The following is a 25,958-nucleotide window of genomic DNA, read 5'->3' on the forward strand; positions in this document are numbered from 1 at the left end:
ATCGTGGCACGCAAGACACCACTCAAGCGTTATCGCAATATCGGTATCGTTGCCCACGTCGACGCCGGCAAGACCACCACTACCGAGCGTGTCCTGTTCTACACCGGTCTGTCCCACAAGGTGGGTGAGGTTCATGAGGGCGCCGCCGTCATGGACTGGATGGAGCAGGAGCAGGAGCGTGGCATCACGATCACCTCTGCTGCTACCACCTGCTTCTGGCAGGGGATGAACAAGCAGTTCGACGAGCACCGCATCAACATCATCGACACCCCGGGACACGTTGACTTCACCATCGAAGTCGAGCGTTCCCTGCGTGTTCTCGATGGCGCGGTCGTCGTGCTGTGTGGCTCTTCCGGCGTGCAGCCGCAGACCGAGACCGTCTGGCGTCAGGCCAACAAGTACGAAGTCCCGCGCATGGTGTTCGTCAACAAGATGGACCGCGCCGGCGCCGACTTCTTCATGGTCGTCGATCAGCTCAAGAATCGTCTGGGCGCCAACGTCGTACCGATCCAGATCAACTGGGGTGCCGAGGAAGAGTTCAAGGGCGTCATCGATCTGCTGCAGATGAAGGCGATCCTGTGGGACGAAGACAACTTCGGTATGAACTACGAGTTGGTCGACATCCCGGCTGATCTGCAGGAGACCGCCGAGACCTATCGTGAGCAGATGGTCGAAGCCGCCGCAGAAGCCAACGAAGAGCTGATGGACAAGTACCTCGAAGAGGGCGACCTGTCCATCGACGAGATCAAGGCCGGTCTGCGTGCGCGCACGCTCGCCAACGAGATCGTGCTCGTGACCTGTGGCTCTGCGTTCAAGAACAAGGGCGTTCAGGCCGTGCTCGACGGCGTCATCGAATACCTGCCGTCGCCGACCGAGGTCAAGGCGATCGAAGGTGAGCTCGACGACAAGGACGGCACCGTCGCCACGCGTGAGGCTGACGACAACGCCCCGTTCGCGGCGCTGGCGTTCAAGATCGCCACCGACCCGTTCGTCGGTACCCTGACCTTCATGCGCGTCTACTCGGGCGTTCTGAAGTCGGGTGACAGCGTCTTCAACTCGGTCAAGTCGAAGAAAGAGCGTGTCGGCCGTATCGTTCAGATGCACGCCAACTCGCGCGAAGAGATCAAAGAGGTCTACGCCGGCGACATCGCCGCCTGTATCGGCCTCAAGGACGTGACCACCGGTGACACCCTGTGCGACCTGGATGCCAAGATCATCCTCGAGCGCATGGAGTTCCCGGAGCCGGTCATCTCGGTCGCCGTGGAGCCGAAGTCCAAGGCCGACCAGGAGAAGATGGGCGTCGCCCTCGGCAAGCTGGCGCAGGAGGATCCCTCCTTCCGCGTGCAGACTGACGAAGAGACCGGCCAGACCATCATCTCCGGGATGGGCGAGCTGCACCTCGACATCATCGTTGACCGCATGCGTCGCGAGTTCAAGGTCGAGGCCAACATCGGCAAGCCGCAGGTGGCCTACCGCGAGACCATTCGTCAGTCGGTCGAGCAGGAAGGCAAGTTCGTGCGGCAGTCGGGTGGTCGCGGTCAGTACGGTCACGTTTGGCTGCGTATCGAGCCGCTGACCGACGCTGACAAGGGCGAGGACGAAGAAGAAGTCCACTTCAAGTTCGCGTCCGAGATCGTCGGCGGTGTCGTACCCAAAGAGTACGTGCCGGCCGTCGAGAAAGGGGCCTACGAGCAGCTCAAGAATGGTGTCATCGCGGGCTACCCGATGATCGACGTCAAGGTGACGCTGTTCGACGGCTCCTACCACGACGTGGACTCTAACGAGACCGCGTTCAAGGTCGCCTCATCCATGGCGATCAAGGAAGGTGCTCGCAAGGCTAAGGCCGTGCTGCTCGAGCCGGTGATGAAGGTCGAGGTCGTGACCCCGGAGGACTTCATGGGTGACGTCATGGGCGACCTTAACCGCCGCCGTGGCCTTGTCCAGGGCATGGATGACTCCTCCTCCGGCAAAGTCATTCGCGCCACGGTTCCGTTGGCTGAGATGTTCGGTTACGCGACCGATCTGCGTTCTCAGACCCAGGGACGCGCAAGCTACACCATGGAGTTTGCGAATTACGAAGAGGCGCCCTCCAGCGTCGTTGATGCCGTCATCAATCAGAACGGTTAACCGTTAGCTAACGTAAAGAGGTTATAGCAGTGGCTAAGGAAAAATTTGAACGCTCCAAACCGCACGTCAACGTCGGCACCATCGGTCACGTCGACCACGGCAAGACGACTCTGACGGCGGCTCTGACCCGTGTTTCCGCTGAAGTCTTCGGCGGCGAATGGCGTCAGTTCGACACCATCGACAACGCTCCGGAAGAGCGCGAGCGCGGTATCACCATCGCGACCGCTCACGTCGAGTACCAGTCCGAAGTGCGTCACTACGCGCACGTCGACTGCCCGGGACACGCTGACTACGTCAAGAACATGATCACCGGTGCTGCCCAGATGGACGGCGCTATCCTGGTCTGTTCCGCTGCTGACGGCCCGATGCCGCAGACCCGCGAGCACATCCTGCTGTCGCGTCAGGTCGGCGTTCCGTACATCGTCGTGTTCCTGAACAAGGCCGACATGGTCGACGACGAAGAGCTGCTCGAGCTGGTCGAGATGGAAGTGCGTGAACTCCTCAACGAGTACGACTTCCCGGGCGACGACACCCCGATCATCATCGGCTCCGCGCTGATGGCGCTGGAAGGCAAGGATGACAACGGCATGGGTACCACCGCCGTTGCCAACCTGATCAAGTCGCTCGACGACTACATCCCGGAGCCGGAGCGTGCCATCGACCAGCCGTTCCTGATGCCGATCGAAGACGTGTTCTCGATCTCCGGCCGCGGTACCGTCGTGACCGGTCGTGTCGAGCGTGGTCTGGTCAAGTCCGGCGAAGAAGTCGAGATCGTCGGTATCCACGACACCACCAAGACCACCGTTACCGGTGTCGAAATGTTCCGCAAGCTGCTCGACGAAGGTCGTGCTGGCGAGAACATCGGTGCGCTGCTGCGTGGTACCAAGCGTGACGACGTCGAGCGTGGTCAGGTCCTGGCCAAGCCGGGCACCATCACCCCGCACACCAAGTTCGAAGCCGAAGTCTACGTGCTGTCCAAGGAAGAAGGTGGTCGTCACACCCCGTTCTTCAAGGGCTACCGTCCGCAGTTCTACTTCCGTACCACTGACGTGACCGGTACCTGTGAACTGCCGGAAGGCGTCGAGATGGTCATGCCGGGCGACAACGTCCAGATGGTCGTGACCCTGATCGCTCCGATCGCCATGGAAGACGGCCTGCGCTTCGCCATCCGCGAAGGCGGTCGTACCGTCGGCGCCGGCGTGGTCGCCAAGATCATCGAGTAAGTCTCGCTGATCGGATAGAGAAGGGGCGCTCCGGCGCCCCTTTTTCTGTCGCTGTCGGGAGGGGGTGTGTTTGACACTCAAATGGGCCTCCCCTATAATGCGCGTCCTTTGAACGCGTGGGTCGACGGCTCGCGCCGTCAGTATCCATTGGAGCAGAACGTCAATGCAGAACCAAAAGATTCGCATCCGGCTGAAAGCGTTTGACCATCGCCTGATCGATCAGTCGGCCCAGGAGATCGTGGACACTGCCAAGCGCACTGGCGCTCAGGTGCGTGGTCCGATCCCGCTGCCGACCAATCGCGAGCGTTACACCATCCTGATCTCACCGCACGTCAACAAGGACGCGCGCGACCAGTATGAGATTCGCACGCACAAGCGCGTTCTCGACATTGTCGAGCCGACGGAGAAGACCGTTGACGCGCTGATGAAGCTCGACCTCGCCGCCGGCGTGGACGTGCAGATCAAACTCGACTAACCAACACTAGACACTAGCGGGAGCTGAGTTCGCAGCGACCGCCGCGTCGTGAGACGCCACACAATGTGCTAGTGGAATGCTCTGGAAAGGGCAGCCATAGCGGGTGATAGCCCCGTACACTATAGGAGACTGAACATGACTATCGGTTTGGTCGGTAAAAAGGCGGGCATGACCCGTGTTTTCACCGAAGATGGCGCATCCGTGCCCGTAACCGTGATCGAGGTTGAGCCCAACCGTATCGCTGCTGTCAAGACCATCGAGTCCGACGGCTATCGTGCGGTGCAGGTCACAACCGGCTCCCGCAAAGCCAAGCACCTCACCAAGGCGATTGCTGGTCAATACGCCAAGGCCGGGGTCGAGGCTGGCCGTTCCCTGATGGAGTTTCGTCTCGCCGAGAGCGACGAAGCACCGGAAGTGGGCGGTTCCTTCACCGTATCCCTCTTCGAAGCTGGTCAGAAAGTCGATGTGACCGGTACCTCCAAGGGCAAGGGCTTCCAGGGCGCTGTCAAGCGCTGGAATTTCCGTACCCAGGACAACAGCCACGGTAACTCGCTGTCTCACCGTGCGCCGGGTTCCATCGGTCAGTGCCAGACCCCGGGTCGCGTCTTCAAAGGTAAGAAGATGGCCGGCCAGATGGGCAACGAGCGCGTCACCGTCCAGAGCCTGGAAGTGGTGCGTGTCGATGCCGAGCGCAATCTGCTGTTGATCAAAGGCGCCGTGCCTGGTGCTCCGGGCTGCGATGTCGTCGTGCGCAGCGCCGTGAAAGCTCGCTGAGGGGACTGAGACCGATGAATCTGAATCTCGCAGGTGCCGCTGGCACCGTCGAAGTGTCCGCAGAGACCTTTGGCAAAGAATTCAACGAAGCGTTGGTGCACCAGGTCGTCACCGCCTATCTGGCGGCGGGCCGTCAGGGCACCCGTGCCCAGAAGAACCGCTCCGACGTGCGTGGCGGCGGCAAGAAGCCGTGGCGCCAGAAGGGCACCGGCCGCGCTCGCGCCGGCACCATCCGCTCGCCGCTGTGGCGTAGCGGCGGTGTGACCTTCGCTGCCCGTCCGCAGGACTACACGCAGAAGGTCAACCGCAAGATGTACCGTGCGGCGATGCGTTCGATCCTGTCCGAGCTGGTGCGTCAGGAGCGTCTGGTGCTGGTCAACGAGTTCGCCGTCGACGCGCCGAAGACCAAGCAGCTGGCCAGCAAGCTCAAGGAGCTGGATCTGGAGAAAGCGCTGATCGTCACCGAAGAGCTCGACGAGAAGCTCTACCTGGCCGCGCGCAACATCCCCAACGTCGATGTCGTCGATGCTGCGGCCGCCGATCCGGTCAGCCTGATCGCCTTCGACAAGGTGCTGATGACCGTCTCCGCTCTGCGTAAATTCGAGGAGAAGCTGGGATGAACCAGGAACGCGTATACAAGGTTCTGCTCGGACCTCACATGACCGAGAAGGCCGCGCGCGCCGCCGAGAACAATCAGTACGTGTTCAAAGTGGCCCAGGACGCGACCAAGCCTGAGATCAAGAAGGCCGTCGAAGCGCTGTTCGGCAAGAAAGTCGCCGGTGTTTCCGTGCTCAACGTCAAGGGCAAGACCAAACGCACGCGCTTCGGCACGGGTCTGCGCAAGGGTTACCGCAAGGCGTACGTGACTCTGGCTGCGGGCGAAACGCTCGAAGACTTCTCTGGCGCCGAGTAAGGCAGGAGTACGGATCATGGCAGTAGTCAAGACAAAACCCACGTCCGCCGGTCGTCGTCACGTCGTCAAAGTCGTCAATGACGAGCTCTACAAGGGCCGTCCGTTCGCGGCGCTGACCGAGAAGCAGTCGAAGTCCGGTGGTCGTAACAACAATGGCCGCATCACCACGCGTCACGTCGGTGGTGGCCATCGTCAGCATTATCGTCTGGTCGACTTCAAGCGCACCAAGGATGGCATCAACGCCGTCGTCGAGCGCATCGAGTACGACCCGAACCGTAGCGCCAACATCGCGCTGCTGAAGTACATGGACGGCGAGCGTCGTTACATCATCGCACCCAAGGGCCTGGTGGCCGGGGATGTGGTGGAGTCCGGCGTCAACGCTTCCATCAAGCGTGGCAACGCGCTGCCGCTGCGCAACATCCCGGTCGGTTCCACGGTGCACTGCATCGAGCTGAAGCCGGGCAAGGGTGCGCAGATTGCACGCAGCGCCGGCGCCAGCGCTCAGCTGGTCGCCCGTGAAGGCAACTACGCGACCCTGCGTCTGCGCTCCGGCGAGATGCGTCGTGTACTGTCCGAGTGCCGCGCCACGCTGGGTGAAGTCGGCAACTCTGAGCACAGCCTGCGTCAACTGGGCAAGGCCGGTGCGAAACGGTGGAGAGGGGTGCGCCCGACCGTTCGCGGTGTCGCGATGAACCCGGTGGATCACCCGCACGGTGGTGGTGAAGGCCGCACCAGCGGTGGTCGTCATCCGGTCAGCCCGTGGGGTATCCCCACCAAGGGCCACAAGACCCGCAAGAACAAGCGTACCGACAAGCTCATCGTTCGTCGCCGCAAGTCCAAGTAACAGACATTAAGAGGTAACGGCTGTGCCACGTTCACTGAAGAAAGGTCCCTTTATCGACCTTCATCTGTTGAAGAAGGTCGAAGTCGCCGCGGAAAAGAACGATCGCAAACCGATCAAGACCTGGTCGCGTCGTTCGATGATCCTGCCGAACATGGTCGGGCTCACCATCGCGGTACATAACGGTCGCCAGCACGTCCCGGTGCATGTCTCCGAGGAAATGGTCGGCCACAAGTTGGGCGAGTTCGCTGCTACCCGCACCTATCGCGGTCATGCGGCGGACAAGAAAGCCAAACGCTGAGCCAAGAGGATTAAGAGATGGAAGTCGCTGCTAAGTTGCGTGGCGCTAGCTTGTCCGCCCAGAAGGCCCGTTTGGTGGCTGACCAGGTGCGCGGTAAGCCGGTCGCCGAAGCGCTCGACGTGCTGACCTTCTCCCCCAAGAAGGCTGCCAAGCTGGTCAAGAAGGTGCTGCAGTCCGCGATTGCCAATGCGGAAGAAAACAACGGCATGGACATCGACGAGCTGCGTGTCTCGACCATCTGTGTCGATGAGGGCATGACGCTCAAGCGCATTCAGCCGCGCGCAAAAGGCCGGGCGGATCGCATTCTGAAGCGCACCTGCCACATCACCGTCAAGGTAGCCGAGAAGTAGGAGTCGACCAGATGGGTCAGAAAGTCAATCCAGTCGGGATTCGTCTCGGCATCGTGAAAGATCACTCGTCGGTCTGGTACGCAGAGCGCGGTGCCTATGCCGACAAGCTGAACAACGATCTGGAAGTGCGTCGCTTCCTCGAAGAGCGTCTGAAGAACGCCTCCGTGAGCCGCATTACCATCGAACGTCCGGCCAACAACGCCCGTATCACCATTCACACTGCCCGTCCGGGCATCGTGATCGGTAAGAAGGGTGAGGACGTCGATCGTCTGCGCCAGGATGTCACCCGCATGATGGGTGTGCCGGTGCACGTCAACATCGAAGAAGTCCGCAAGCCGGAACTCGACGCCGCCCTGGTCGCGCAGAACATCGCCGGTCAGCTCGAACGTCGCGTGATGTTCCGCCGCGCCATGAAACGCTCCGTCCAGAACGCCATGCGTCTGGGTGCCGGCGGTATCAAGGTGCAGCTCTCCGGTCGTCTCGGTGGTGCCGAGATCGCGCGTACCGAATGGTACCGCGAAGGTCGCGTGCCGCTTCACACCCTGCGTGCCGACATCGATTACGCCACCTATGAAGCGCACACCACCTACGGCGTCATCGGCGTCAAGGTGTGGGTCTTCAAGGGCGAGATCCTCGGGGGCATCGAAGAGGTGCGTGCCAAGCAGAAGCAACAGGCTCAGGCACCTGCACCGAAGAAGAAAGGTTCCAGGTAAGGGGAGACTGATCGATGTTGCAACCCAAGCGTACAAAGTTCCGCAAGGTGCAGAAAGGTCGTAACCGTGGCCTGGCGCATCGCGGCAGCAAGGTGAGCTTCGGAGACTTCGGTCTCAAGGCCACCGATCGCGGTCGTATCACCGCACGTCAGATCGAAGCTGGTCGTCGTGCTATCACCCGTCACGTCAAGCGTGGTGGCAAGATCTGGATCCGCGTATTCCCGGACAAGCCGATTACCAACAAGCCTCTCGAGGTTCGTATGGGTAAAGGTAAGGGTTCCGTCGAGTACTGGGTGGCCCAGATTCAGCCGGGCAAGGTGCTCTACGAAATCGAAGGCGTCTCCGAGGAGCTGGCGCGTGAAGCGTTCTCCCTGGCGGCCCAGAAGATGCCCATCTCCACCACCTTTGTGAAACGGACGGTGATGTGATGAAAGCCAACGAAATGCGTGAAAAATCAGTCGATGCGCTGCAGGAGCAGCTCTTCGAACTGCTCAAGGAGCAGTTCAACCTGCGCATGCAGAAGGCCACCGGCCAGCTGAGCCAGACGCACCTGCTCAAGCAGGTTCGTCGCGACATCGCTCGCGTCAAGACTGTGCTCAACCAGAAGGCAGGTGACCAATAATGGCTGAAGCGAATAAAGCCCGTACGCTCACCGGTAAGGTCGTGAGCGACAAGATGGAAAAATCGATTGTCGTATTGATCGAGCGCCGCGAGCGTCATCCGATCTACGGCAAGTACATGAAGCGCTCCACCAAGCTGCACGCCCATGACGAGGCGAATCAGGCACGGACTGGCGATACGGTTTCCATTCAGGAATGCCGTCCGCTGTCCAAGAAGAAAGCCTGGACGTTGGTCGAGGTGGTCGAGCAGGCCAAGGGCTGAGCCCGACAGCGCCTTCTGAACCAGTGCAGTCAGATTAGGTTTGGAGAAAACCAATGATTCAGACTCAGACAATGCTGGATGTCGCCGACAACAGCGGCGCGCGCCGGGTGCAGTGCATCAAGGTGCTTGGCGGTTCACACCGCCGTTACGCTCGCGTGGGTGATGTCATCAAAGTGACGGTCAAGGAAGCGATTCCGCGGGGCAAGGTCAAGAAAGGCCAGGTCCTCAAGGCCGTCGTGGTGCGTACGCGCAGCGGTGTTCGTCGTAACGACGGCTCGCTGATTCGCTTCGATGGAAATGCGGCGGTTCTGTTGAACAACACCAACGAACAGCCGATCGGTACCCGTATCTTCGGGCCGGTTACTCGTGAACTTCGTAACGAGAAGTTCATGAAGATCATTTCCTTGGCGCCCGAAGTGCTGTAAGGAGCGAGGCGGATATGCACAAGATCAAACGTGACGACGAAGTCATCGTCATCGCCGGCAAGGACAAGGGCAAGCGTGGCACGATCAAGCGCGTCCTCGAGAACGACCGTTATGTCGTCTCGGGCGTCAACATGATCAAGCGCCACACCAAGCCCAATCCGATGGCTGGCAACCCGGGGGGTATCGTCGAGCGTGAGGCTCCGATCCATGCGTCCAACGTGGCCATCTTCAACGCGGAGACCGGCAAGGCGGATCGCGTCGGCTTCCAAGTGCAGGAAGACGGTACCAAGGTACGTATCTACAAGTCGACGCAGAAGCAGATCGACGCCTAACGCGAGTCGGGTAGCAAAATGGCGAACTTGAAAGAACGTTATCAAAGCGAGGTCATGGCTAAACTGCAGGAGCAGTTCAGCTATGCCAACGTGATGCAGGTGCCCCGGATCACCAAAGTGACCCTGAACATGGGCATCGGCGAAGCGACCAGCGATAAAAAGCTGATCGAAAACGCCATCGGCGACCTGGAGAAGCTCTCCGGTCAGAAGCCGATGGTGACCAAAGCGCGCAAGTCCATCGCTGGCTTCAAGGTCCGCGAAGGCTGGCCGATCGGCGTCAAGGTGACCCTGCGCCGCGAGCGGATGTGGGACTTCCTGGATCGCCTGGTCAACATCGCGATCCCCCGCGTGCGTGACTTCCGTGGTCTCAACCCGAAGTCCTTCGACGGCCGCGGCAACTACTCGATGGGCGTCCGTGAGCAGATCATCTTCCCGGAGATCGAATATGATAAGATCGACCGGATCCGTGGTCTGGACGTAACCATCACGACCAGCGCCAACACCGACGAAGAAGGTCGTGCGCTGCTCAGCGCGCTGAACTTCCCGTTCAAGCAATAAGGGTGGATTCATGGCAAAGAAAAGCATGATTGAGCGTGAGCTCAAGCGCGCGAAGCTGGTCGACAAATACGCCGCCAAGCGTGCCGCGCTCAAGAGCGTGATCTACGACGTCAACGCTTCTGACGAAGAGCGCTTCGACGCTCAGCTGAAGCTGCAGCAGCTGCCGCGCGACTCCAGCAAGGTTCGTGCCCGCAACCGCTGCCGCATTACCGGTCGTCCGCACGGTTACTACAACAAGTTCGGTCTGGCCCGTAACAAGCTGCGCGAAGCGGCCATGCGTGGCGATGTCCCTGGGCTGAAGAAGTCCAGTTGGTAAGCCACGTCGAGGAATTCAGGAGCGCAATGTAAATGAGCATGCAAGATACTCTGGCGGATATGTGTACCCGTATCCGCAATGCGCAGATGGCCACCAAGGAGACGGTCACCATGCCGTCTTCCAAGCTCAAGACGGAAGTGGCCCGCGTACTCAAGCAGGAAGGCTACATTACCGACTTCGCGGTCTCCGAAGGCGCCAAGCCCGAGCTGACCGTGACCCTCAAGTACTTCGAGGGCAAGCCGGTCATCGAGCACCTCCAGCGTGTATCCAAGCCGTCGCTGCGGATCTACAAGGGCAAGAGTGCCATGCCCAAGGTCGCAGATGGTCTGGGTATCGCGATCGTCACCACCTCTCAGGGTGTCATGACCGATCGCGCCGCACGCCAGGCGGGTGTCGGTGGTGAAGTCATCTGCACCGTATTCTAGGAGTGAGAAATGTCTCGCGTAGCCAAGTATCCGGTTAAACTGCCCAGCGGCGTCGAGGTCAAGTTCGACGGCGACCAGCTGTCCGTCAAGGGCGGCCAGGGCACGCTAGAACTGACTGTCCATCCCGACGTGAAAATCGCTCAGGAAGACGGTCAACTGACCTTTGCTCCCAGTGAGCAGGCCAAGAGCTGGGCCATGGTCGGCACGACTCGTGCCCTGGTCCAGAACATGGTCACCGGCGCCTCCGAGGGTTTCACTCGGTCGCTGGAAATCAATGGCGTCGGCTATCGTGCCCAGGCAAGTGGCAAGACGCTGAATCTGACACTCGGTTTCTCCCACCCGATCGACTACACGCTGCCTGAAGGTGTCACGGCCGAAACGCCGAAGAACACCGTCATCGTGCTGAAAAGCGCGGACAAGCAGAAGCTCGGCCAGGTGGCTGCGGAAATTCGCGCCTTCCGTCCGCCGGAGCCCTACAAGGGCAAAGGTGTTCGGTACAGCGACGAACAGGTCCGCCGCAAAGAAGCCAAGAAGAAGTAAGGCAGGGTTATGAACGCGAAGAAAGAATCTCGTCTCCGTCGTGCCCGCCGCGCGCGCGCCAAGATCCGCGATCTGGGTGTGAACCGTCTGTGCGTCAACCGCACCCCGCGTCACATCTATGCGCAGATTATCTCGCCGGACGGCGGCAAAGTGCTGGCCAGCGCGTCCACGCTCGACAAGAGCCTGCGCGAAGGTACGACCGGTAACGCCGATGCGGCTGCCAAAGTGGGTGCTCTCATCGCTGAGCGCGCCAAGGATGCCGGCATCTCTCAGGTTGCCTTCGACCGCGCTGGTTTCAAATACCACGGGCGTGTCAAGGCGTTGGCGGATGCCGCACGCGAAGGCGGTCTGCAATTCTAAAGGGTTTTACGATGGCGAATAACGAACAGAAGGGCGGTGATCTGCAAGAGAAGTTGGTGCAGGTCAACCGCGTCGCCAAGGTGGTCAAAGGTGGTCGTATCTTCGGCTTCACCGCGCTGACCGTCGTTGGCGATGGCAACGGCCGGGTCGGTTTCGGTCGTGGCAAGGCGCGTGAAGTGCCGGTCGCGATCCAGAAAGCCATGGACCAGGCGCGTCGCAACATGGTCAAGGTCAGCCTCAGCGGCAGCACGCTGCAGTACCCGGTTCGCGCCCGTCACGGTGCGTCCAAGGTCTTCATGCAGCCGGCTTCCGAAGGTACCGGCATCATCGCCGGCGGCGCCATGCGCTCCGTCCTCGAGCTGGCCGGTGTCCATGACGTTCTGGCCAAGTGCTACGGCTCCACCAACCCGGTGAACGTCGTGCGTGCCACCATCAAGGGGCTCGCATCCATGCAGTCTCCGGAAGACATCGCCGCCAAGCGTGGCCTGTCTGTCGAAGAACTGGCGGGGTAAGCGACCATGGCAGAGACGATCAAAATCACTCAGACCCGCAGCACTATCGGTGTCCTGAAGAAGCACAAAGCGACCATGACGGGCCTCGGCCTGCGTCGCATCGGGCACTCGGTCGAGCTGGAAGACACCCCCGCCGTTCGCGGCATGATCAACAAGGTTCGTTACCTTGTTCGAATCGAGGGAGAGTAATCCATGAAACTCAACAGCTTAAGCCCGGCTCCGGGTTCCAAGCACGCTGAGAAGCGCGTCGGGCGCGGCATCGGCTCCGGTCTGGGCAAGACCGGTGGCCGTGGCCACAAAGGTCTGAAGTCGCGTTCCGGCGGCTCGGTCAAGCCCGGTTTCGAAGGCGGCCAGATGCCGCTGCAGCGCCGTCTGCCGAAGTTCGGCTTCACCTCGGCCAAGTCGCTGGTGTCCGAAGAAGTTCGCCTCGGCGAACTGGCCAAGGTCGAAGGCGATGTCGCCGATCTCGCCAGCCTGAAGAAGGCCAACGTGCTCAAGAACGCAACCGAGCACGCCAAGGTCATCCTCTCCGGCGAGCTGACCAAGGCGATTACCGTGCGTGGCCTCAAGGTCACCAAAGGTGCACGCGCTGCGATCGAAGCGGCCGGTGGCAAGGTAGAGGACTAAATGGCTAAGTCAGGAAACGTGCCGGCGAACATGGGTAGTGGCCTCAGCGAGCTGTGGGCGCGCCTGCGTTTCGTCTTCATCGCGATCGTGGTGTACCGCATCGGTGCCCACATTCCCGTACCCGGCATCGATCCTGACCAGCTGGCTGCCCTGTTTCGGGAGAACCAGGGCACCATCCTCGGCATGTTCAACATGTTCTCGGGTGGTGCGCTGCAGCGCATGAGTATCTTCGCGCTGGGGATCATGCCGTACATCTCCGCGTCGATCATCATGCAGCTTCTGACCGCGGTATCGCCTCAGCTCGAAGCGCTGAAGAAGGAAGGCGAGGCCGGGCGCCGGAAGATCAACCAGTACACCCGCTACGGCACGGTGCTACTGGCGTTGATCCAGGCGAGCGGCATGTCAGTTGGTCTGGTCAGTCAGGGCGTCGCCTACACCGGCGGCATCAGTTTCTACTTCACCGCCGTCGTCACCTTCGTGGCTGGGGCCGTGTTCCTGATGTGGCTGGGCGAGCAGATCACCGAAAAGGGGATCGGCAACGGTATCTCGCTGATCATCTTCGCCGGTATCGTGGCTGGGCTGCCCAGTGCGATCGGTCAGTCGTTCGAGCTGGCGCGCAACGATGGCGCCTGGAACGTACTGCCGCTGCTCGCGCTGTCGCTGCTGGCCATTGCGACCGTGGCGTTCGTGGTGTTCATCGAACGCGGCCAGCGCCGCATCACGGTGAACTATCCGCGGCGTCAGGTCGGCAACAAGATGTATGCCGGTCAGAGCAGCTATCTGCCGCTGAAGGTCAATATGGCGGGTGTGATTCCGCCGATCTTCGCGTCCAGTATCCTGCTGTTCCCGGGCTCCATCGGTCAGTGGCTGGGTCAGAGCGACGGCTTCGAGTGGTTGCAGGTGGCATCGCAGCAGCTCTCCCCGGGTGCGCCTCTGTACATCATCCTGTTTGCGGCGGCAGTGCTGTTCTTCTGCTTCTTCTATACGGCGTTGGTGTTCAACCCCAAGGATGTCGCCGACAACCTCAAGAAGTCGGGCGCCTTCCTGCCGGGGATCCGTCCGGGTGAGCAGACCGCGCGCTACGTCGACAAGGTGATGACACGGCTGACCCTGTTCGGGGCGCTCTACATCACCCTGGTGTCGCTGATGCCGCAGTTCCTGGTGGTGGCCTGGCAGGTGCCGTTCTACTTCGGCGGCACGTCGTTGCTGATCGTGGTCGTGGTGATCATGGACTTCATGGCCCAGGTTCAATCGCACCTGATGTCGCACCAGTACGAGTCGGTGATGAAGAAATCGAACCTGAAGGGCTACGGTAGCGGCGGCGTGATGCGCTGAGCCTCCGCGAGAGAGCATTTGGAGAGAACGATGAAAGTTCGAGCTTCTGTAAAGAAAATGTGCCGTAACTGCAAGATCATTCGGCGCAACGGCGCGGTCCGTGTCATCTGCACGGAACCGCGTCACAAGCAGCGCCAGGGTTGATTCCCTAGCTGCACGAAAGCGGGCCATGGCATGCCCCTTGCCTCGAGAGAGGCAAAGGGGTATGCTATTGCGCCCTTTGTGGACGACTAAACGAGCAAGCCGCTCAACATTCGGAGTAAGCTGATGGCCCGTATTGCAGGCGTCAATATCCCGGACAACAAGCATGCGGCGATCTCGCTGACCTACATCTTCGGGATTGGCCGCACTCGCGCACAGGCGATCTGTGCCGCGGCCGGTATTGCACCGACGACCAAGATTCAGGAACTGTCTGGCGAAGAGCTCGACATCCTGCGTACCGAAGTCGGTAAGTACACCGTAGAAGGCGACCTTCGCCGTGACGTGACGCTGAACATCAAGCGTCTCATGGATCTGGGTTGCTATCGTGGTCTGCGCCATCGTCGTGGTCTTCCGCTGCGTGGTCAGCGTACCAAGACCAATGCGCGTACCCGTAAGGGACCGCGTAAACCGATTCGTAAATAATTAACGTTTCGACGTTAACTATCAGGAAACATCAACATGGCTAACCCGCGTAGTAACCGTAAAAAGGTTAAAAAGCAGGTCGTGGACGCCGTCGCGCACATCCACGCCTCTTTTAACAATACGATCGTGACGATCACAGACCGCCAGGGCAACGCGCTTTCTTGGGCGACTGCCGGTGGTTCGGGTTTTCGTGGTTCTCGCAAGAGCACCCCGTTCGCAGCTCAAGTAGCGAGTGAACGTGCAGCGACCGCTGCAGCCGAGTATGGTGTGAAAAACGTCGACGTGCTGGTCAAGGGCCCCGGCCCGGGCCGTGAGTCTGCCGTGCGTGCACTCAACGCCGCCGGCTTCCGTGTGCAGAGCATTACTGACGCGACGCCCATCCCGCATAACGGGTGCCGTCCGCCGAAGAAACGCCGCGTTTAAGGAGAACGACTCATGGCTCGTTATCTAGGACCCAAGTGCAAACTGTCTCGTCGTGAGGGTACCGACCTCTTCCTCAAGAGCGGTGTCACCCCCTTCGAGAAGAAGTGCAAATCCGAGCAGATCCCGGGTGTGCACGGCCAGCGCCGTCAGCGTCTTTCCGACTACGGCTTGCAGCTTCGTGAGAAGCAGAAAGTGCGTCGTATCTACGGCGTCCTCGAAAACCAGTTCCGCAACTACTACAAAGAAGCCGCGCGCCAGAAAGGGGCGACCGGTGAAGTGTTGTTGCAGCTGCTGGAATCCCGGCTGGACAACGTGGTTTACCGCATGGGCTTCGGCTCCACGCGCAGTGAATCGCGTCAGCTGGTGAGCCACAAGGCGATCTCGGTCAACGGCCGTACCGTCAACGTGGCTTCCTATCAGGTGCGTCCTGGCGACGTCGTGTCTGTGCGTGAGAAGGCCAAGAACCAGGCCCGTATCCAGCAGGCGCTGTCCATCGCCGCCAACCGTGGCGACGTGAACTGGATCGACGTCGACGCGAAGAAGATGGAAGGCACTTTCAAGGCTGTCCCGGAACGCGGCGACCTGTCTGCCGACATCAACGAAAACCTGATCGTCGAGCTGTACTCCAAGTGAGGCCTGAGTTCGGACCGCCACGGCGGTCCGAACCGGCTGGAGTACCGATATTCGTTAGGCAGCCTGAGAAGGTGTTCATATGCAGCGTTCAGTGACAGAGTTTCTCCGTCCCCGCGACATCAAGGTCGAAGAAGTCAGTGCGAATCACGCCAAGATCGTGCTGGAACCCTTCGAGCGTGGTTTCGGCCATACCCTGGGGAATGCGCTGCGTCGCATCCTGCTCTCTTCGATGCCCGGCTGTGCCGTGGTCGAAGCGGAAATCGACGGCGTGCTGCATGAATACAGCGCCATCGAAGGTGTTCAGGAAGACGTCATCGAGATTCTTCTGAATCTCAAGGACGTGGCCATCAAGATGCACGGCCGCGACGAGGCGCTCCTCACCCTGAACAAGCAGGGCCCGGGCATCATGACCGCAGGCGATATCGCCGTCGACCACGACGTCGAGATCGTCAATCCGGATCATGTGATCGCGCACCTCAACGACGGCAGCGAGCTCAAGATGCAGCTGAAAGTCGTGCGGGGCCGCGGTTACGAGCCCGCCGACGTGCGGCTCTCCGACGAGGACGAATCCCGTGCCATCGGTCGTCTGCAGCTGGATGCGACCTTCAGCCCGGTTCGTCGCGTGTCCTACGCGGTCGAAGCGGCGCGTGTCGAACAGCGCACCGACCTCGATAAGCTGGTCATCGATCTCGAAACTGACGGCACCTTGGACCCCGAAGAAGCGATTCGTCGTAGTGCGACCATCCTTCAGGAACAGCTGGCCGCCTTCGTCGATCTCGAAGCTGACCGAGAGCAGGAAGTCGAAGAGGAAGAGGATCAGATCGATCCGATCCTGCTGCGCCCCGTGGACGATCTCGAACTCACGGTTCGTAGCGCCAACTGCTTGAAGGCCGAGAATATTTACTACATTGGCGATTTGATTCAGCGCACGGAAGTCGAGCTGCTCAAGACGCCGAACCTTGGCAAGAAGTCCTTGAACGAAATCAAGGACGTGTTGGCTTCGCGCGGTCTTTCCCTCGGCATGCGGCTGGAAAACTGGCCGCCGGCGAGTCTGAAGGACGACAAGGCCTCCGCCTGAGGCGCGCCCTCGGCGGTGCCGGAGTGCCGACTCGAATCACCAGTTTGGTAAGGAATAGCAATCATGCGTCATCGTAAGAGTGGTCGTCATCTGAATCGGACCAGCTCGCATCGGCACGCCATGTTCAAGAACATGTGCATCTCGCTGGTCGAGCATGAAGTGATCAAGACTACCCTGCCCAAGGCCAAGGAGCTGCGTCGTCATATCGAGCCGCTGATCACCCTGGCCAAGCAGGACAGCGTGGCGAATCGCCGTCTGGCGTTCAGCCGCACTCGCTCCAAGGAAGCCGTCGGCAAGCTCTTCAACGAGCTTGGCCCGCGTTACGCCAATCGCCCGGGCGGTTACGTCCGTGTGCTCAAGTGCGGTTTCCGCGCTGGCGACAACGCGCCGATGGCCTACATCGAGCTGGTCGATCGTCCGGCCGTTCAGGAAGCTGCTGGCGACGAGTAAGTCGCCCCTCGTTTCCGCCGAACGGCACCAAAGCCGGCTGTCCGAGTGATCGGGCAGCCGGCTTTCTTTTTTGGCGCTCTCTTTTTGCCGTCACTTTTTTGCTCAGAGATCGGGCGCTGCAGGTCGGGGGTATCGAGGGGCGCGAGTTTCACGCTCCAGTGCCCGGCCGCCCGACGCGCAGCGGCCGCGGCACGCGACAGCCGTGGAATACCCATCAGGGAGGGGCGGAAGCGCCCGCAGGCGCCTCCGGTGGGGGCTCAGGCGCGCTTGGCCTTGCCCTTGCTCGTCTTGGGCGAGGGCAGCAGCGGCGCCAGGAAGCGCCCGGTGTGGGAGTGAGCCTGGGCCGCGACCTGCTCCGGGGTACCCTCGGCGATGATCCGCCCGCCGCCGGAGCCGCCCTCGGGTCCGAGGTCGATCAGCCAGTCGGCGGTCTTGATCACATCCAGGTTGTGCTCGATCACCACCACGGTGTTGCCGTGGTCGCGCAGGCGGTGGAGCACGCCGAGCAACTGGCGGATATCCTCGAAGTGCAGCCCGGTGGTGGGCTCGTCGAGGATGTAGAGCGTCTGGCCGGTGTCGCGCTTGGCCAGCTCCCGGGCCAGCTTGACCCGCTGCGCCTCGCCACCGGAGAGGGTGGTCGCGCTCTGCCCCAGGCGCACGTAGGAGAGCCCCACGTCCATCAGCGTCTGTAGCCGGCGGGCGATCGCGGGTACCGGGCTGAAGAACTCCAGCGCCTCTTCGATCGTCATCTCCAGCACTTCGTGGATGTTCTTGCCCTTGTACTGGATCTCCAGCGTTTCGCGGTTGTAGCGCTTGCCCTTGCACACGTCGCAGGGCACGTAGATGTCCGGCAGAAAGTGCATCTCCACCTTGATCATCCCCTCGCCCTGGCACGCCTCGCAGCGCCCGCCCTTGACGTTGAAGCTGAAGCGCCCCGGCTTGTAGCCCCGTGCGCGGGCCTCCTGAGTGCCCGAGAAGAGCTCGCGGATGGGGGTGAAGATCCCGGTATAGGTGGCCGGGTTGGAGCGCGGCGTGCGCCCGATCGGGCTCTGATCGATGTCGATGATCTTGTCGAGCTGGTCGAGCCCCTCGATGCTGCGGTAGGGCGCCGGCGACAGCGTGGTGGCGCGATTGAGCTCGCGCGCCGCGATCGGCATCAGGGTCGAGTTGATCAGCGTCGACTTGCCCGAACCGGAAACCCCGGTGACGCAGACGAACAGCCCCAGCGGCAGCGTCAGGTCGACGTCGTGCAGGTTGTTGCCACTGGCGCCGGTGAGCCGCAGCTGCTTCTCCGGATTGCCCGGAATCCGATGCGGCGGCACCTCGATCCGGCGCTTGCCCGAGAGGTACTGCCCGGTCAGCGAGTGCGAGGCGGCCTCGATCTGCTTGGGTGTACCCTGGGCGACGATGGTACCGCCATGCACACCGGCGCCGGGGCCGATGTCGAGCACGTGGTCGGCGGCGCGGATGGCATCCTCGTCGTGCTCGACCACGATCACCGTATTGCCCAGATCGCGCAGCCGGGTGAGGGTGCGCAGTAGACGGTCGTTGTCGCGCTGGTGCAGGCCAATCGAGGGCTCATCGAGGATATACATCACCCCTACCAGGCCGGCGCCGATCTGGCTCGCCAGGCGGATACGCTGGGCCTCGCCCCCGGAGAGGGTATCGGCGCTGCGCTCCAGGGTCAGATAGTCGAGGCCGACGTTGACCAGAAACTCCAGGCGGGCGTGGATCTCATGGACGATCTTGGTCGCGATCTCGCCCTTGCGCCCGGGCAGCGTCAGCTCACGGAAGTAGGTCCAGGCCTCGCCCACCGGTAGCTGGGTGATCTGCGGCAGATTGTGGTCGTCGACGAAGACGTGACGCGCCTCGCGCTTGAGGCGGCTGCCGTCGCAGCTGGGGCAGGGGCGCACCGCCAGGTACTTGGCCAGATCATCGCGGACCATCGACGACTCGGTCTCGCGGTAGCGCCGCTCCAGGTTGGGCAGCACGCCCTCGAATGGGTGTTCGCGGGTCACCTTGCGCCCGCGGTCGTTGACGTAGCTGAAGGCGATGTCGTCGTTGCCGCTGCCGTGGAGCACGATCTCGCGCTCGTGGCGGGCCAGCGCCTCCCACGGGGTGTCGAGGGTGAAGCGGTAGTGCTCGGCGACCGCCTGCAGCTGGCTGAAGTAGTAGATGCTGCGCCGGTCCCAGCCCTTGATCGCCCCTTCGGCCAGCGACAGCTCCGGGTGGCTGATCAGCTTGTCCGGATCGAAGTACTGGCGGACGCCGAGGCCATCGCAGGTGGGGCAGGCGCCGGCCGGATTGTTGAACGAGAACAGCCGCGGCTCGAGCTCGGCCAGCGAGTAGCCACAGATGGGGCAGGCGAAGCGCGAGGAGAACGCCAGGTCCGCCTGCTCGCCATCCATGAAGTGGATGATCGCGGTGCCGTCGGCCAGATTGAGGGCGGTCTCGAACGATTCGGCCAGGCGCTGCTGCAGATCCGCGCGCACCTTGATGCGGTCGACCACCACGCTGATGTCGTGCTTGCGCTTCTTGTCCAGGGTCGGCAGGTCGTCGAGTTCGACGGTCTCGCCGTCGACCACCGCGCGCACGAAGCCCTGGGCACGCAGCTCGCCGAGCAGCTGCTGATGCTCGCCCTTGCGCCCCTTGATCACCGGCGCCAGCAGCATCAGGCGGCTGCCCTCGGGCAGCGCCAGCACCTGGTCGACCATCTGCGAGACCGTCTGCGCCTCCAGCTCCTCGCCGTGGTCAGGGCAGCGCGGGGTGCCGGCGCGGGCGAACAGCAGGCGCAGGTAGTCGTAGATCTCGGTAATGGTGCCGACGGTGGAGCGCGGGTTGTGCGAGGTCGACTTCTGCTCGATCGAGATTGCCGGCGACAGCCCCTCGATATGGTCGACGTCGGGTTTCTCCATCATCGACAGGAATTGCCGCGCATAGGTGGAGAGCGACTCCACATAGCGGCGCTGGCCCTCGGCATAGAGGGTGTCGAAGGCCAGAGAAGACTTGCCCGACCCGGACAGGCCGGTGACCACGATCAGTTTGTCACGTGGCAGTTCGACATCGATATCCTTCAGGTTATGGGTACGCGCACCCCTGACCAGAATGCTGTCCATGACTACCTCGTGCAGCGAAGCGGGAAACGACCAGTATAGCAGTCTGTTGGGCGCGACCGGTCACTGTGGTCGACTTGGAAATGGTGAGCCGACGCTGACGCCGCGCCTGGCGCCGCCCGGCGCTTTCACTCGACCCGGGCGAGGCGTAAAATGACTGGTTCCCTCATTCATCCTCGCTTCTGCCGAGTTCACCAGCCGTGACTTCCATGACATCTCGTTTTCTCCTTACCGAACGGCGCTCGATCGTGGGACTGGCCAGCCTCTATGCCTCGCGCATGCTGGGGCTGTTCATGGTCCTGCCGATCCTGGCGCTCTACACCGACCATCTCGATGGCGCCACCCCCTTTCTCGTCGGCCTGGCCTTGGGTAGCTACGGTCTGACCCAGGCGATCCTGCAGATCCCCTTCGGCCTGCTCTCCGACCGGCTCGGGCGCAAGGCGGTGATCGCCGGCGGCCTGCTGCTGTTCATTCTCGGTAGCGTGGTGGCGGCCAGTGCCACCTCGATCTATGTCGTCATCATCGGTCGCTGCCTGCAGGGCAGCGGCGCGGTCGCCGGCGCCATCATGGCGCTGCTCGCCGACCAGACCCGCGAGGAGATTCGTACCGCGGCGATGGCCACCATCGGGCTCTCGATCGGTGTGGCCTTCGGCGTAGCCATGGTGGTAGGGCCGCTGGTCGCCGATATCGGCGGGCTGGCCGGGGTGTTCTGGTTCACTGCGGTGCTCTCCGCCTGTGGCCTGCTGATCCTGTGGAAGCTGGTGCCCAAGGCGCCACAGCGCATGGCTCACCGCGATGTCGGGCTCGACCGCCGCCAGCTGCGTGCCACCCTGATGCAGGGCGATCTGCTGCGGCTCGATTTCTCGATCTTCGCCCTGCACCTGATCCTGACCGCCTGCTTCGTCGCGCTGCCGTTCCAGCTCGAAGCTCTGGGCTTCGCCCCGGCGCACCACGGCTGGATATATCTACCGGTGATGGCGCTGGCCTTCGTGGGCATGGTGCCGCTGGTGATCGTGGCCGAGAAGTATCGCAAGATGAAACCGGTGTTCGTCGGCGCGGTGGCGGCGATGACCTTGATCCTGCTCGGCTTCAGCGAGCTGGGCGACGACCGCATCGCGCTGCTGGCGCTGCTGTGGGGCTTCTTCGTGGTGTTCAATCTGCTCGAGGCGACGCTGCCGTCGATGATCAGCAAGCTGGCGCCGGCCGGGGCCAAGGGCACCGCCATGGGGGTCTATTCCACCAGCCAGTTCCTCGGCGCCTTCCTGGGCGGCACCCTGGGTGGCGCGCTGTCCCAGGAACTGGGGATCCACAGCGTGTTCCTCGGCGCCGCGGTGGTGGGTGCTATCTGGCTGGCGGTGGTCTGGAAGATGCCCGCGCCGCGTCATCTGTCGAGCGAAATCGTACCGCTGGACGCGCAATCCATGGGCATGCTCGATACACTGCTCGAGCGTTTCGCCTCGGTCGCCGGGGTCGAGGACGTGATGGTCGTGCCCGAAGAGCGTGTCGCCTATCTCAAGGTCGACCGCCAGCGCCTGGACGCCGAAGCGCTGGCTCGTATCACCGGCAATCAATGGCAACGAACCGACGCCTGAAGGCGTCGTAAACGCAGGTAAGGCAAGGAGACAACGATGGCCCGAGGTGTGAACAAAGTCATCCTGATCGGCAACCTGGGACAGGATCCGGAAGTCCGCTTCCTGCCGTCGGGCAATCCGGTGTGCAACCTGCGCATCGCGACCACCGATACCTGGACCGACCGTCAGAGCGGCCAGCGTCAGGAGCGTACCGAATGGCACAGCGTGGTGCTGTTCAACAAGCTGGCGGAGATCGCCCAGCAGTACGTCAAGAAGGGCTCGCGGATCTATATCGAAGGGCGCCTGCAGACCCGCAAGTGGCAGGGGCAGGACGGCCAGGATCGCTACTCCACCGAGATCGTCGGCAACGACATGCAGATGCTCGACTCGCGCAGCGGTCAGGGCGGTGGTGATTATAACCAGAGCCAGTATGGCGGTGCGCCGCAGCAGCCCCAGGGTGGCTATGCTCAGCAGCAGCCCGCCCCGGCCCAGCAGGGTGGCTATGGCCAGCAGCAGCCGGCGCCGGCTCAGCAGGGCGGCTACGGTAACCAGCCCCAGCGTCCGCCGCAGAACCAGCCGGCGCCGCAGCCCAACCAGCAGAATGCCAACTACGGCGCGCCGAATCCGGGCAGCTTCGACGATTTCGACGACGAAATCCCGTTCTGATTCACCCGCGCTGCATGCGATGACCCCGCCTCGGCGGGGTTTTTTGTGGCCGCCGTCCCTGGCGGCCACCCTTCGGGCCGTCGCAGCGCGACGTCCAGAACCGCTCCCGGCGTTTCTGTCGTGGCCGCCATCCCTGGCGGCCACCCTTCGGGCCGTCGCAGCGCGACGTCCAGAACCGCTCCCGGCGTTTCTGTCGTGGCCGCCGTCCCTGGCGGCCACTCTTGTTTTGCCGGTGGAGTGGCTCGACGCCCCGTGGACGGCGGATTAGAATGGCGGGTTCGATAGCCTTCTAATGATCATCCCGGTGCCGATGCCCGCGTCGCCGCCAGGCTGGGGCCCGGCGGGTCCCGCTTCCAGCTCGAGAGTCTCTTGTCATGTCACACCGGATACCCGACGCCGTCAGGCTGCCCGAACTGACGCTGCGTGGCGTCCTGCTGGGTGCCGCTATCACCCTGCTGTTCACCGCCTCCAACGTCTATCTGGGGCTCAAGGTGGGCCTCACCTTCGCCTCGGCGATCCCCGCGGCGGTGATCTCGATGGCGGTGCTCTGCCGCCTGCCCGGGGCCAACAAGCTCGAGAACAACATGGTGCAGACCCAGGCCTCGGCGGCGGGGACCCTCTCGGCGATCATCTTCGTGCTGCCGGGGCTGTTGATGATCGGCTACTGGCAAGGGTTTCCGTTCTGGCAGACTTCGGCGATCTGCGCCATCGGCGGCATTCTGGGGGTGCTCTACACCATCCCGCTGCGCCGGGTGATGGTGGTACAGAGCGATCTGCCCTATCCCGAGGGGATCGCCGCGGCCGAAATCCTCGAGGTCGGCAGCCAGGCGACCCAGCGTGACGCAGCGACGCCGGAGAGCGCCCGGCACGAGAAAACGGGGGCCGGCGAGATCGCCCTCGGCGCCGGCGTGGCGGCAGCGTTCGCCTTTGCCAGCGGCGGGCTGCGACTGCTGGCGGAGAGCATCAGCGTGTGGTTTGCGGTGGGGCGCAGCGCCGTTCAGCTCGCCACCGGCTTTTCGCTGGCGCTGGTCGGAGCCGGCTACCTGGTGGGGATCGTCGGCGGCCTCGCGATGCTGATCGGTACGCTGATCGCCTGGGGCGTCGCCGTCCCCTGGCTCACCGCGATCACGCCGGCGGCGGGGCAGGGCCCGGCGGCGGCGGGGATGGCGCTATGGTCGGAGAAGGTGCGCTTCATCGGCGCCGGGACCATCGGCATCGCCGCGCTGTGGACCCTGGCGACGCTGTTCAAGCCGATGCTCCAGGGCATCCGCGCCTCCTTCGGGGCGATGCGCGGTGGCGGTGACGCGCGCCCGCCGCGCACCGAACGCGACCTGCCCGCCGGCCTGCTGCTGGGGCTGACCGCCGTGCTGCTGGTGCTATTGACGCTGGTGTTCGCGCACTTTCTGCACCAGGCGGCGCCGACGCTGGCGGCGGCACCACTCTGGACGCTGACACTGGGCTGCGTGCTGTTCGCCGGTGTGTTCGGCTTTCTGATCGCCGCCGCCTGCGGCTACATGGCGGGCCTGGTGGGGTCTTCGAGCAGCCCGATCTCGGGTATCGGTATCGTCGCGGTGATCCTGGTCTCGCTGATGCTGCTGGGCTTCGGCGCCGTCAGCGATGCCCTCGCCAGCCTGGATCCGGCGGTCGCCCAGCGCCTGCCGACGGCGCTGGCGCTGTTCGTCACCTCGGTGATCCTGGCAGTGGCGGCGATCGCCAATGACAATCTGCAGGATCTCAAGACCGGCTACCTGGTCGGGGCCACGCCATGGCGTCAGCAGGTGGCGCTGATCATCGGCTGCGTGGTGGGGGCGCTGGTGATCCCGCCGGTGCTCTCGCTGCTCTACCACGCCTACGGCTTCGCCGGTGCCATGCCGCGGCCGGGTATGGACCCGTCCCAGGCGCTGGGGGCGCCGCAGGCCTCCCTGATGACCGCGATCGTGCGCGGTGTCTTCGACCACGATCTCGAGTGGGGCATGCTCGGCATCGGCCTGGCCCTGGGGGCGGCGCTGATCGGCATCGACGAGCTGCTGCGCCGGCGCGGCGGCGGCGCACGGCTACCGGTGCTGGCGGTGGGGATCGGCATCTACCTGCCGCCGAGCATCATCATGCCACTGGTGATCGGTGCCGTGATCGGCTGGCTGATCGAGCGGCGTCTGCGTGCCCGCGCCCGGGCCAGGGGTGTCGAGCTGGCGGTCTATGCCGAGCGTCCACGGCGGCGTGCGGTCCTGCTCGCGTCGGGGCTGATCGTCGGCGAGAGCCTGGTGGGTGTTCTGCTGGCCGGGGTGATCGGGCTGAGCGGTTCGCCGGCGCCGCTGGCACTGGTTGGTGACGGATTCGCCGGCACTGCCCAGTGGCTGGGTTTGATTGTCTTCGTCGTGGTCTGCCTCGGCTTCTATCGCCGCGTGCTACGTCCGCAGGGCGCCTGAGGATGGCGCCCGCTGCGGGTCATACCGGCAGTGAGAGTGGGGTCGGCGCGCTGCCGCCGATCTCGACCGGGATCTCGAACAGCGCCCCGGCAAGCGGCTCGTCGGCGCAGCCCACCGCCGCCGAGGTGACGAACAAACGATCGAACGCCTCGCCGCCGAAGGCGCAAGAGGTGGGGCGCGATACCGGCAGCGCGACCTCGCGGTCGAGGCTGCCGTCGGGGTGATAGCGGGCCACGCGCTGGCCATCCCAGAGTGCCAGCCACAGGCCGCCCTCGCGGTCGCAGGTCATGCCGTCGGGGTAGCCGCTACCGGGGGCGAGACGAATGTGCTCACGCTTGCGCGAGAGCTCGCCCGAGTCGCTCAGATCGAAAGCGAAGACGGTCTGGCGGGCGCTGTCGTTGTGATAGAGTGTGGCCCCGTCGGGTGAGATCGTCGGGCCGTTGGTAATGTGGTAGTCGCGATCCATCTCGACCAGACCGCGGCCATCGAGACGATAGAGATAGCCGCCGGCGTGGACCTCGGCATCGTCCATCGAGCCGAACCAGAGCCGGCCGTGGCTATCGCTCTTGGCGTCGTTGAGGCGATCGCCCTCCGGCAGCCACTCGATCGGCGTCAGCCGCTTGCCCGGGCGCGGCCCCTGCTCGAGATCGAAGTCGAGCTCGACCACGCCCGAGCGCAGCCCGGCGACGAAACCGCCGGTATCGCGCGGCAGCAGCCAGCAGCACGCCTCGCTGAGTGTCCAGCTGCGCCGGGTGTCGTCCGCCGGGCGCCAGGCGTGAAGGCGGGCGCCGAGAATATCGACGAACAGCAGCGCGCCGTGGGCCTGTGACCAGACGGGACCTTCGCCCAGCTGGGCGTTGACTTCCCACAGCGCGGTGGCGTCTCGGGACATGGGGTTCTCCTGTCGATGGGCGGTGATCTCCAGCATAGCCCGAGTCCGCAGGG

The 25,958-nt window shown here is 63.0% G+C and carries 35 protein-coding genes; 33 read left to right on the forward strand and 2 right to left on the reverse strand.

The genetic code is table 11. The annotated features are described in order from the left end of the window. Positions 1-3: 3 nt before the first annotated feature. From fusA to rplQ, 30 genes are all read left to right on the forward strand, one after another. On the forward strand, positions 4-2,127 hold the full coding sequence (gene fusA / locus ABV408_RS01640; RefSeq protein WP_207037158.1) for an elongation factor G: 2,124 nt from the start codon (positions 4-6) through the stop codon (positions 2,125-2,127). 29 nt (positions 2,128-2,156) lie between these two features. Beyond that, positions 2,157-3,350 (forward strand): elongation factor Tu, encoded by a 1,194-nt coding sequence (tuf, locus tag ABV408_RS01645; RefSeq protein ID WP_035470363.1) that lies wholly within the window; start codon positions 2,157-2,159, stop codon positions 3,348-3,350. 163 nt (positions 3,351-3,513) lie between these two features. Then, on the forward strand, positions 3,514-3,825 hold the full coding sequence (gene rpsJ / locus ABV408_RS01650) for a 30S ribosomal protein S10 (RefSeq protein ID WP_035470365.1): 312 nt from the start codon (positions 3,514-3,516) through the stop codon (positions 3,823-3,825). A gap of 135 nt (positions 3,826-3,960) precedes the next feature. Continuing rightward, a complete protein-coding gene (gene rplC, locus ABV408_RS01655) occupies positions 3,961-4,599 on the forward strand; it encodes a 50S ribosomal protein L3 (protein ID WP_207037159.1) in 639 nt (212 codons plus the stop codon). A 14-nt stretch (positions 4,600-4,613) separates the two neighbouring features. After that, on the forward strand, positions 4,614-5,219 hold the full coding sequence (gene rplD / locus ABV408_RS01660) for a 50S ribosomal protein L4 (protein ID WP_035470369.1): 606 nt from the start codon (positions 4,614-4,616) through the stop codon (positions 5,217-5,219). Further along, positions 5,216-5,512 carry a 50S ribosomal protein L23 gene (gene rplW, locus ABV408_RS01665; protein WP_035470371.1) on the forward strand — a complete coding sequence of 99 codons (297 nt, stop codon included), beginning with the start codon at positions 5,216-5,218 and terminating at the stop codon, positions 5,510-5,512. The genes rplD and rplW overlap by 4 nt, the downstream gene beginning before the upstream one ends. A 16-nt stretch (positions 5,513-5,528) precedes the next feature. After that, a complete protein-coding gene (gene rplB / locus ABV408_RS01670) occupies positions 5,529-6,356 on the forward strand; it encodes a 50S ribosomal protein L2 (RefSeq protein ID WP_353980795.1) in 828 nt (275 codons plus the stop codon). Positions 6,357-6,378: 22 nt separating this feature from the next. Continuing rightward, positions 6,379-6,654 carry a 30S ribosomal protein S19 gene (gene rpsS, locus ABV408_RS01675; protein WP_035470375.1) on the forward strand — a complete coding sequence of 92 codons (276 nt, stop codon included), beginning with the start codon at positions 6,379-6,381 and terminating at the stop codon, positions 6,652-6,654. A gap of 17 nt (positions 6,655-6,671) precedes the next feature. Beyond that, a complete protein-coding gene (gene rplV, locus ABV408_RS01680) occupies positions 6,672-7,004 on the forward strand; it encodes a 50S ribosomal protein L22 (protein WP_035470378.1) in 333 nt (110 codons plus the stop codon). Between the two features lie 11 nt (positions 7,005-7,015). After that, positions 7,016-7,717 carry a 30S ribosomal protein S3 gene (rpsC, locus tag ABV408_RS01685; protein WP_035470380.1) on the forward strand — a complete coding sequence of 234 codons (702 nt, stop codon included), beginning with the start codon at positions 7,016-7,018 and terminating at the stop codon, positions 7,715-7,717. 14 nt (positions 7,718-7,731) lie between these two features. Next, positions 7,732-8,145, forward strand: a complete 414-nt coding sequence (gene rplP, locus ABV408_RS01690; protein ID WP_035470382.1) for a 50S ribosomal protein L16 — start codon at positions 7,732-7,734, stop codon at positions 8,143-8,145. Beyond that, a complete protein-coding gene (gene rpmC, locus ABV408_RS01695; protein ID WP_035470384.1) occupies positions 8,145-8,339 on the forward strand; it encodes a 50S ribosomal protein L29 in 195 nt (64 codons plus the stop codon). Before rplP ends, rpmC begins: the two co-directional genes overlap by 1 nt. Then, positions 8,339-8,599: a 30S ribosomal protein S17 gene (gene rpsQ / locus ABV408_RS01700; protein ID WP_035470386.1), complete on the forward strand. Its 261-nt coding sequence runs from the start codon at positions 8,339-8,341 to the stop codon at positions 8,597-8,599. The genes rpmC and rpsQ overlap by 1 nt, the downstream gene beginning before the upstream one ends. Positions 8,600-8,652: 53 nt before the next feature. Further along, the gene (gene rplN, locus ABV408_RS01705) at positions 8,653-9,024 is read left to right on the forward strand and encodes a 50S ribosomal protein L14 (RefSeq protein WP_035470387.1); all 372 of its coding nucleotides are present in this window, start codon (positions 8,653-8,655) and stop codon (positions 9,022-9,024) included. A 14-nt stretch (positions 9,025-9,038) separates the two neighbouring features. After that, on the forward strand, positions 9,039-9,356 hold the full coding sequence (rplX, locus tag ABV408_RS01710) for a 50S ribosomal protein L24 (RefSeq protein ID WP_035470388.1): 318 nt from the start codon (positions 9,039-9,041) through the stop codon (positions 9,354-9,356). 18 nt (positions 9,357-9,374) lie between these two features. After that, positions 9,375-9,914: a 50S ribosomal protein L5 gene (gene rplE / locus ABV408_RS01715; protein ID WP_035470389.1), complete on the forward strand. Its 540-nt coding sequence runs from the start codon at positions 9,375-9,377 to the stop codon at positions 9,912-9,914. Between the two features lie 10 nt (positions 9,915-9,924). Further along, a complete protein-coding gene (gene rpsN / locus ABV408_RS01720; RefSeq protein ID WP_035470390.1) occupies positions 9,925-10,230 on the forward strand; it encodes a 30S ribosomal protein S14 in 306 nt (101 codons plus the stop codon). Positions 10,231-10,262: 32 nt separating this feature from the next. Continuing rightward, a complete protein-coding gene (gene rpsH, locus ABV408_RS01725; protein WP_035470391.1) occupies positions 10,263-10,655 on the forward strand; it encodes a 30S ribosomal protein S8 in 393 nt (130 codons plus the stop codon). Positions 10,656-10,664: 9 nt separating this feature from the next. Then, complete coding sequence (gene rplF / locus ABV408_RS01730; protein WP_035470392.1) at positions 10,665-11,195, forward strand: 50S ribosomal protein L6; 531 nt, start codon at positions 10,665-10,667, stop codon at positions 11,193-11,195. A gap of 9 nt (positions 11,196-11,204) precedes the next feature. Continuing rightward, positions 11,205-11,555, forward strand: a complete 351-nt coding sequence (gene rplR / locus ABV408_RS01735; RefSeq protein WP_035470393.1) for a 50S ribosomal protein L18 — start codon at positions 11,205-11,207, stop codon at positions 11,553-11,555. 11 nt (positions 11,556-11,566) lie between these two features. Beyond that, entirely contained in the window at positions 11,567-12,067 is a 501-nt protein-coding gene (gene rpsE / locus ABV408_RS01740; RefSeq protein ID WP_035470394.1) for a 30S ribosomal protein S5, read from the forward strand. Between the two features lie 6 nt (positions 12,068-12,073). Next, on the forward strand, positions 12,074-12,256 hold the full coding sequence (rpmD, locus tag ABV408_RS01745) for a 50S ribosomal protein L30 (protein ID WP_035470395.1): 183 nt from the start codon (positions 12,074-12,076) through the stop codon (positions 12,254-12,256). A gap of 3 nt (positions 12,257-12,259) precedes the next feature. Next, on the forward strand, positions 12,260-12,694 hold the full coding sequence (gene rplO / locus ABV408_RS01750; protein WP_110678673.1) for a 50S ribosomal protein L15: 435 nt from the start codon (positions 12,260-12,262) through the stop codon (positions 12,692-12,694). Further along, entirely contained in the window at positions 12,695-14,029 is a 1,335-nt protein-coding gene (secY, locus tag ABV408_RS01755; protein WP_035470397.1) for a preprotein translocase subunit SecY, read from the forward strand. A gap of 30 nt (positions 14,030-14,059) precedes the next feature. Continuing rightward, positions 14,060-14,173: a 50S ribosomal protein L36 gene (gene rpmJ / locus ABV408_RS01760; protein WP_031384759.1), complete on the forward strand. Its 114-nt coding sequence runs from the start codon at positions 14,060-14,062 to the stop codon at positions 14,171-14,173. Positions 14,174-14,296: 123 nt separating this feature from the next. After that, positions 14,297-14,653 carry a 30S ribosomal protein S13 gene (gene rpsM, locus ABV408_RS01765; protein ID WP_035470398.1) on the forward strand — a complete coding sequence of 119 codons (357 nt, stop codon included), beginning with the start codon at positions 14,297-14,299 and terminating at the stop codon, positions 14,651-14,653. Positions 14,654-14,689: 36 nt separating this feature from the next. Next, complete coding sequence (gene rpsK, locus ABV408_RS01770; RefSeq protein WP_009723883.1) at positions 14,690-15,076, forward strand: 30S ribosomal protein S11; 387 nt, start codon at positions 14,690-14,692, stop codon at positions 15,074-15,076. A gap of 12 nt (positions 15,077-15,088) precedes the next feature. Continuing rightward, complete coding sequence (rpsD, locus tag ABV408_RS01775) at positions 15,089-15,709, forward strand: 30S ribosomal protein S4 (RefSeq protein WP_035470399.1); 621 nt, start codon at positions 15,089-15,091, stop codon at positions 15,707-15,709. Positions 15,710-15,788: 79 nt separating this feature from the next. Continuing rightward, a complete protein-coding gene (locus ABV408_RS01780; protein WP_035470400.1) occupies positions 15,789-16,787 on the forward strand; it encodes a DNA-directed RNA polymerase subunit alpha in 999 nt (332 codons plus the stop codon). A 63-nt stretch (positions 16,788-16,850) separates the two neighbouring features. Further along, positions 16,851-17,237: a 50S ribosomal protein L17 gene (rplQ, locus tag ABV408_RS01785; protein WP_207037160.1), complete on the forward strand. Its 387-nt coding sequence runs from the start codon at positions 16,851-16,853 to the stop codon at positions 17,235-17,237. Positions 17,238-17,494: 257 nt separating this feature from the next. Here the strand turns inward: rplQ and uvrA are convergent, their stop codons facing one another. Next, positions 17,495-20,353 carry an excinuclease ABC subunit UvrA gene (uvrA, locus tag ABV408_RS01790; RefSeq protein WP_353980796.1) on the reverse strand — a complete coding sequence of 953 codons (2,859 nt, stop codon included), beginning with the start codon at positions 20,351-20,353 and terminating at the stop codon, positions 17,495-17,497. A 206-nt stretch (positions 20,354-20,559) separates the two neighbouring features. Here uvrA and ABV408_RS01795 point away from each other — a divergent pair, with 206 nt between their 5' ends. The 3 genes from ABV408_RS01795 (at position 20,560) to ABV408_RS01805 (ending at position 25,013) form a co-directional block, all read left to right on the forward strand. Beyond that, a complete protein-coding gene (locus tag ABV408_RS01795) occupies positions 20,560-21,942 on the forward strand; it encodes an MFS transporter (protein WP_353980797.1) in 1,383 nt (460 codons plus the stop codon). Positions 21,943-21,978: 36 nt separating this feature from the next. After that, a complete protein-coding gene (locus ABV408_RS01800) occupies positions 21,979-22,587 on the forward strand; it encodes a single-stranded DNA-binding protein (RefSeq protein ID WP_353980798.1) in 609 nt (202 codons plus the stop codon). Positions 22,588-22,961: 374 nt separating this feature from the next. Next, on the forward strand, positions 22,962-25,013 hold the full coding sequence (locus tag ABV408_RS01805) for an OPT family oligopeptide transporter (protein ID WP_353980799.1): 2,052 nt from the start codon (positions 22,962-22,964) through the stop codon (positions 25,011-25,013). A 19-nt stretch (positions 25,014-25,032) separates the two neighbouring features. Here the strand turns inward: ABV408_RS01805 and ABV408_RS01810 are convergent, their stop codons facing one another. After that, a complete protein-coding gene (locus ABV408_RS01810) occupies positions 25,033-25,905 on the reverse strand; it encodes an SMP-30/gluconolactonase/LRE family protein (RefSeq protein ID WP_353980800.1) in 873 nt (290 codons plus the stop codon). Positions 25,906-25,958: the final 53 nt, after the last annotated feature.

Source organism: Salinicola endophyticus, assembly GCF_040536835.1.
Classification (GTDB): Bacteria; Pseudomonadota; Gammaproteobacteria; order Pseudomonadales; family Halomonadaceae; genus Salinicola; species Salinicola endophyticus_A.

Bases quoted from the DNA above. Each gene is read 5' to 3' on its own strand.
- rplV (WP_035470378.1), top strand. From the start codon at position 6,672: ATGGAAGTCGCTGCTAAGTTGCGTGGCGCTAGCTTGTCCGCCCAGAAG.
- rpsD (WP_035470399.1), top strand. From the start codon at position 15,089: ATGGCTCGTTATCTAGGACCCAAGTGCAAACTGTCTCGTCGTGAGGGT.
- rplR (WP_035470393.1), top strand. From the start codon at position 11,205: ATGAACGCGAAGAAAGAATCTCGTCTCCGTCGTGCCCGCCGCGCGCGC.
- ABV408_RS01810 (WP_353980800.1), bottom strand. From the start codon at position 25,905: ATGTCCCGAGACGCCACCGCGCTGTGGGAAGTCAACGCCCAGCTGGGC.
- rpsN (WP_035470390.1), top strand. From the start codon at position 9,925: ATGGCAAAGAAAAGCATGATTGAGCGTGAGCTCAAGCGCGCGAAGCTG.
- rplQ (WP_207037160.1), top strand. From the start codon at position 16,851: ATGCGTCATCGTAAGAGTGGTCGTCATCTGAATCGGACCAGCTCGCAT.
- ABV408_RS01780 (WP_035470400.1), top strand. From the start codon at position 15,789: ATGCAGCGTTCAGTGACAGAGTTTCTCCGTCCCCGCGACATCAAGGTC.
- rpmD (WP_035470395.1), top strand. From the start codon at position 12,074: ATGGCAGAGACGATCAAAATCACTCAGACCCGCAGCACTATCGGTGTC.
- rpsC (WP_035470380.1), top strand. From the start codon at position 7,016: ATGGGTCAGAAAGTCAATCCAGTCGGGATTCGTCTCGGCATCGTGAAA.
- rpsJ (WP_035470365.1), top strand. From the start codon at position 3,514: ATGCAGAACCAAAAGATTCGCATCCGGCTGAAAGCGTTTGACCATCGC.
- rplD (WP_035470369.1), top strand. From the start codon at position 4,614: ATGAATCTGAATCTCGCAGGTGCCGCTGGCACCGTCGAAGTGTCCGCA.
- ABV408_RS01805 (WP_353980799.1), top strand. From the start codon at position 22,962: ATGTCACACCGGATACCCGACGCCGTCAGGCTGCCCGAACTGACGCTG.
- rpsE (WP_035470394.1), top strand. From the start codon at position 11,567: ATGGCGAATAACGAACAGAAGGGCGGTGATCTGCAAGAGAAGTTGGTG.
- rpsQ (WP_035470386.1), top strand. From the start codon at position 8,339: ATGGCTGAAGCGAATAAAGCCCGTACGCTCACCGGTAAGGTCGTGAGC.
- rplE (WP_035470389.1), top strand. From the start codon at position 9,375: ATGGCGAACTTGAAAGAACGTTATCAAAGCGAGGTCATGGCTAAACTG.
- rplF (WP_035470392.1), top strand. From the start codon at position 10,665: ATGTCTCGCGTAGCCAAGTATCCGGTTAAACTGCCCAGCGGCGTCGAG.
- rpsK (WP_009723883.1), top strand. From the start codon at position 14,690: ATGGCTAACCCGCGTAGTAACCGTAAAAAGGTTAAAAAGCAGGTCGTG.
- rplW (WP_035470371.1), top strand. From the start codon at position 5,216: ATGAACCAGGAACGCGTATACAAGGTTCTGCTCGGACCTCACATGACC.
- rplO (WP_110678673.1), top strand. From the start codon at position 12,260: ATGAAACTCAACAGCTTAAGCCCGGCTCCGGGTTCCAAGCACGCTGAG.
- rplB (WP_353980795.1), top strand. From the start codon at position 5,529: ATGGCAGTAGTCAAGACAAAACCCACGTCCGCCGGTCGTCGTCACGTC.
- secY (WP_035470397.1), top strand. From the start codon at position 12,695: ATGGCTAAGTCAGGAAACGTGCCGGCGAACATGGGTAGTGGCCTCAGC.
- rpsH (WP_035470391.1), top strand. From the start codon at position 10,263: ATGAGCATGCAAGATACTCTGGCGGATATGTGTACCCGTATCCGCAAT.
- rplN (WP_035470387.1), top strand. From the start codon at position 8,653: ATGATTCAGACTCAGACAATGCTGGATGTCGCCGACAACAGCGGCGCG.
- rplX (WP_035470388.1), top strand. From the start codon at position 9,039: ATGCACAAGATCAAACGTGACGACGAAGTCATCGTCATCGCCGGCAAG.
- rpmC (WP_035470384.1), top strand. From the start codon at position 8,145: ATGAAAGCCAACGAAATGCGTGAAAAATCAGTCGATGCGCTGCAGGAG.
- ABV408_RS01795 (WP_353980797.1), top strand. From the start codon at position 20,560: ATGACATCTCGTTTTCTCCTTACCGAACGGCGCTCGATCGTGGGACTG.
- rpmJ (WP_031384759.1), top strand. From the start codon at position 14,060: ATGAAAGTTCGAGCTTCTGTAAAGAAAATGTGCCGTAACTGCAAGATC.
- uvrA (WP_353980796.1), bottom strand. From the start codon at position 20,353: ATGGACAGCATTCTGGTCAGGGGTGCGCGTACCCATAACCTGAAGGAT.
- rplP (WP_035470382.1), top strand. From the start codon at position 7,732: ATGTTGCAACCCAAGCGTACAAAGTTCCGCAAGGTGCAGAAAGGTCGT.
- rpsM (WP_035470398.1), top strand. From the start codon at position 14,297: ATGGCCCGTATTGCAGGCGTCAATATCCCGGACAACAAGCATGCGGCG.
- rplC (WP_207037159.1), top strand. From the start codon at position 3,961: ATGACTATCGGTTTGGTCGGTAAAAAGGCGGGCATGACCCGTGTTTTC.
- ABV408_RS01800 (WP_353980798.1), top strand. From the start codon at position 21,979: ATGGCCCGAGGTGTGAACAAAGTCATCCTGATCGGCAACCTGGGACAG.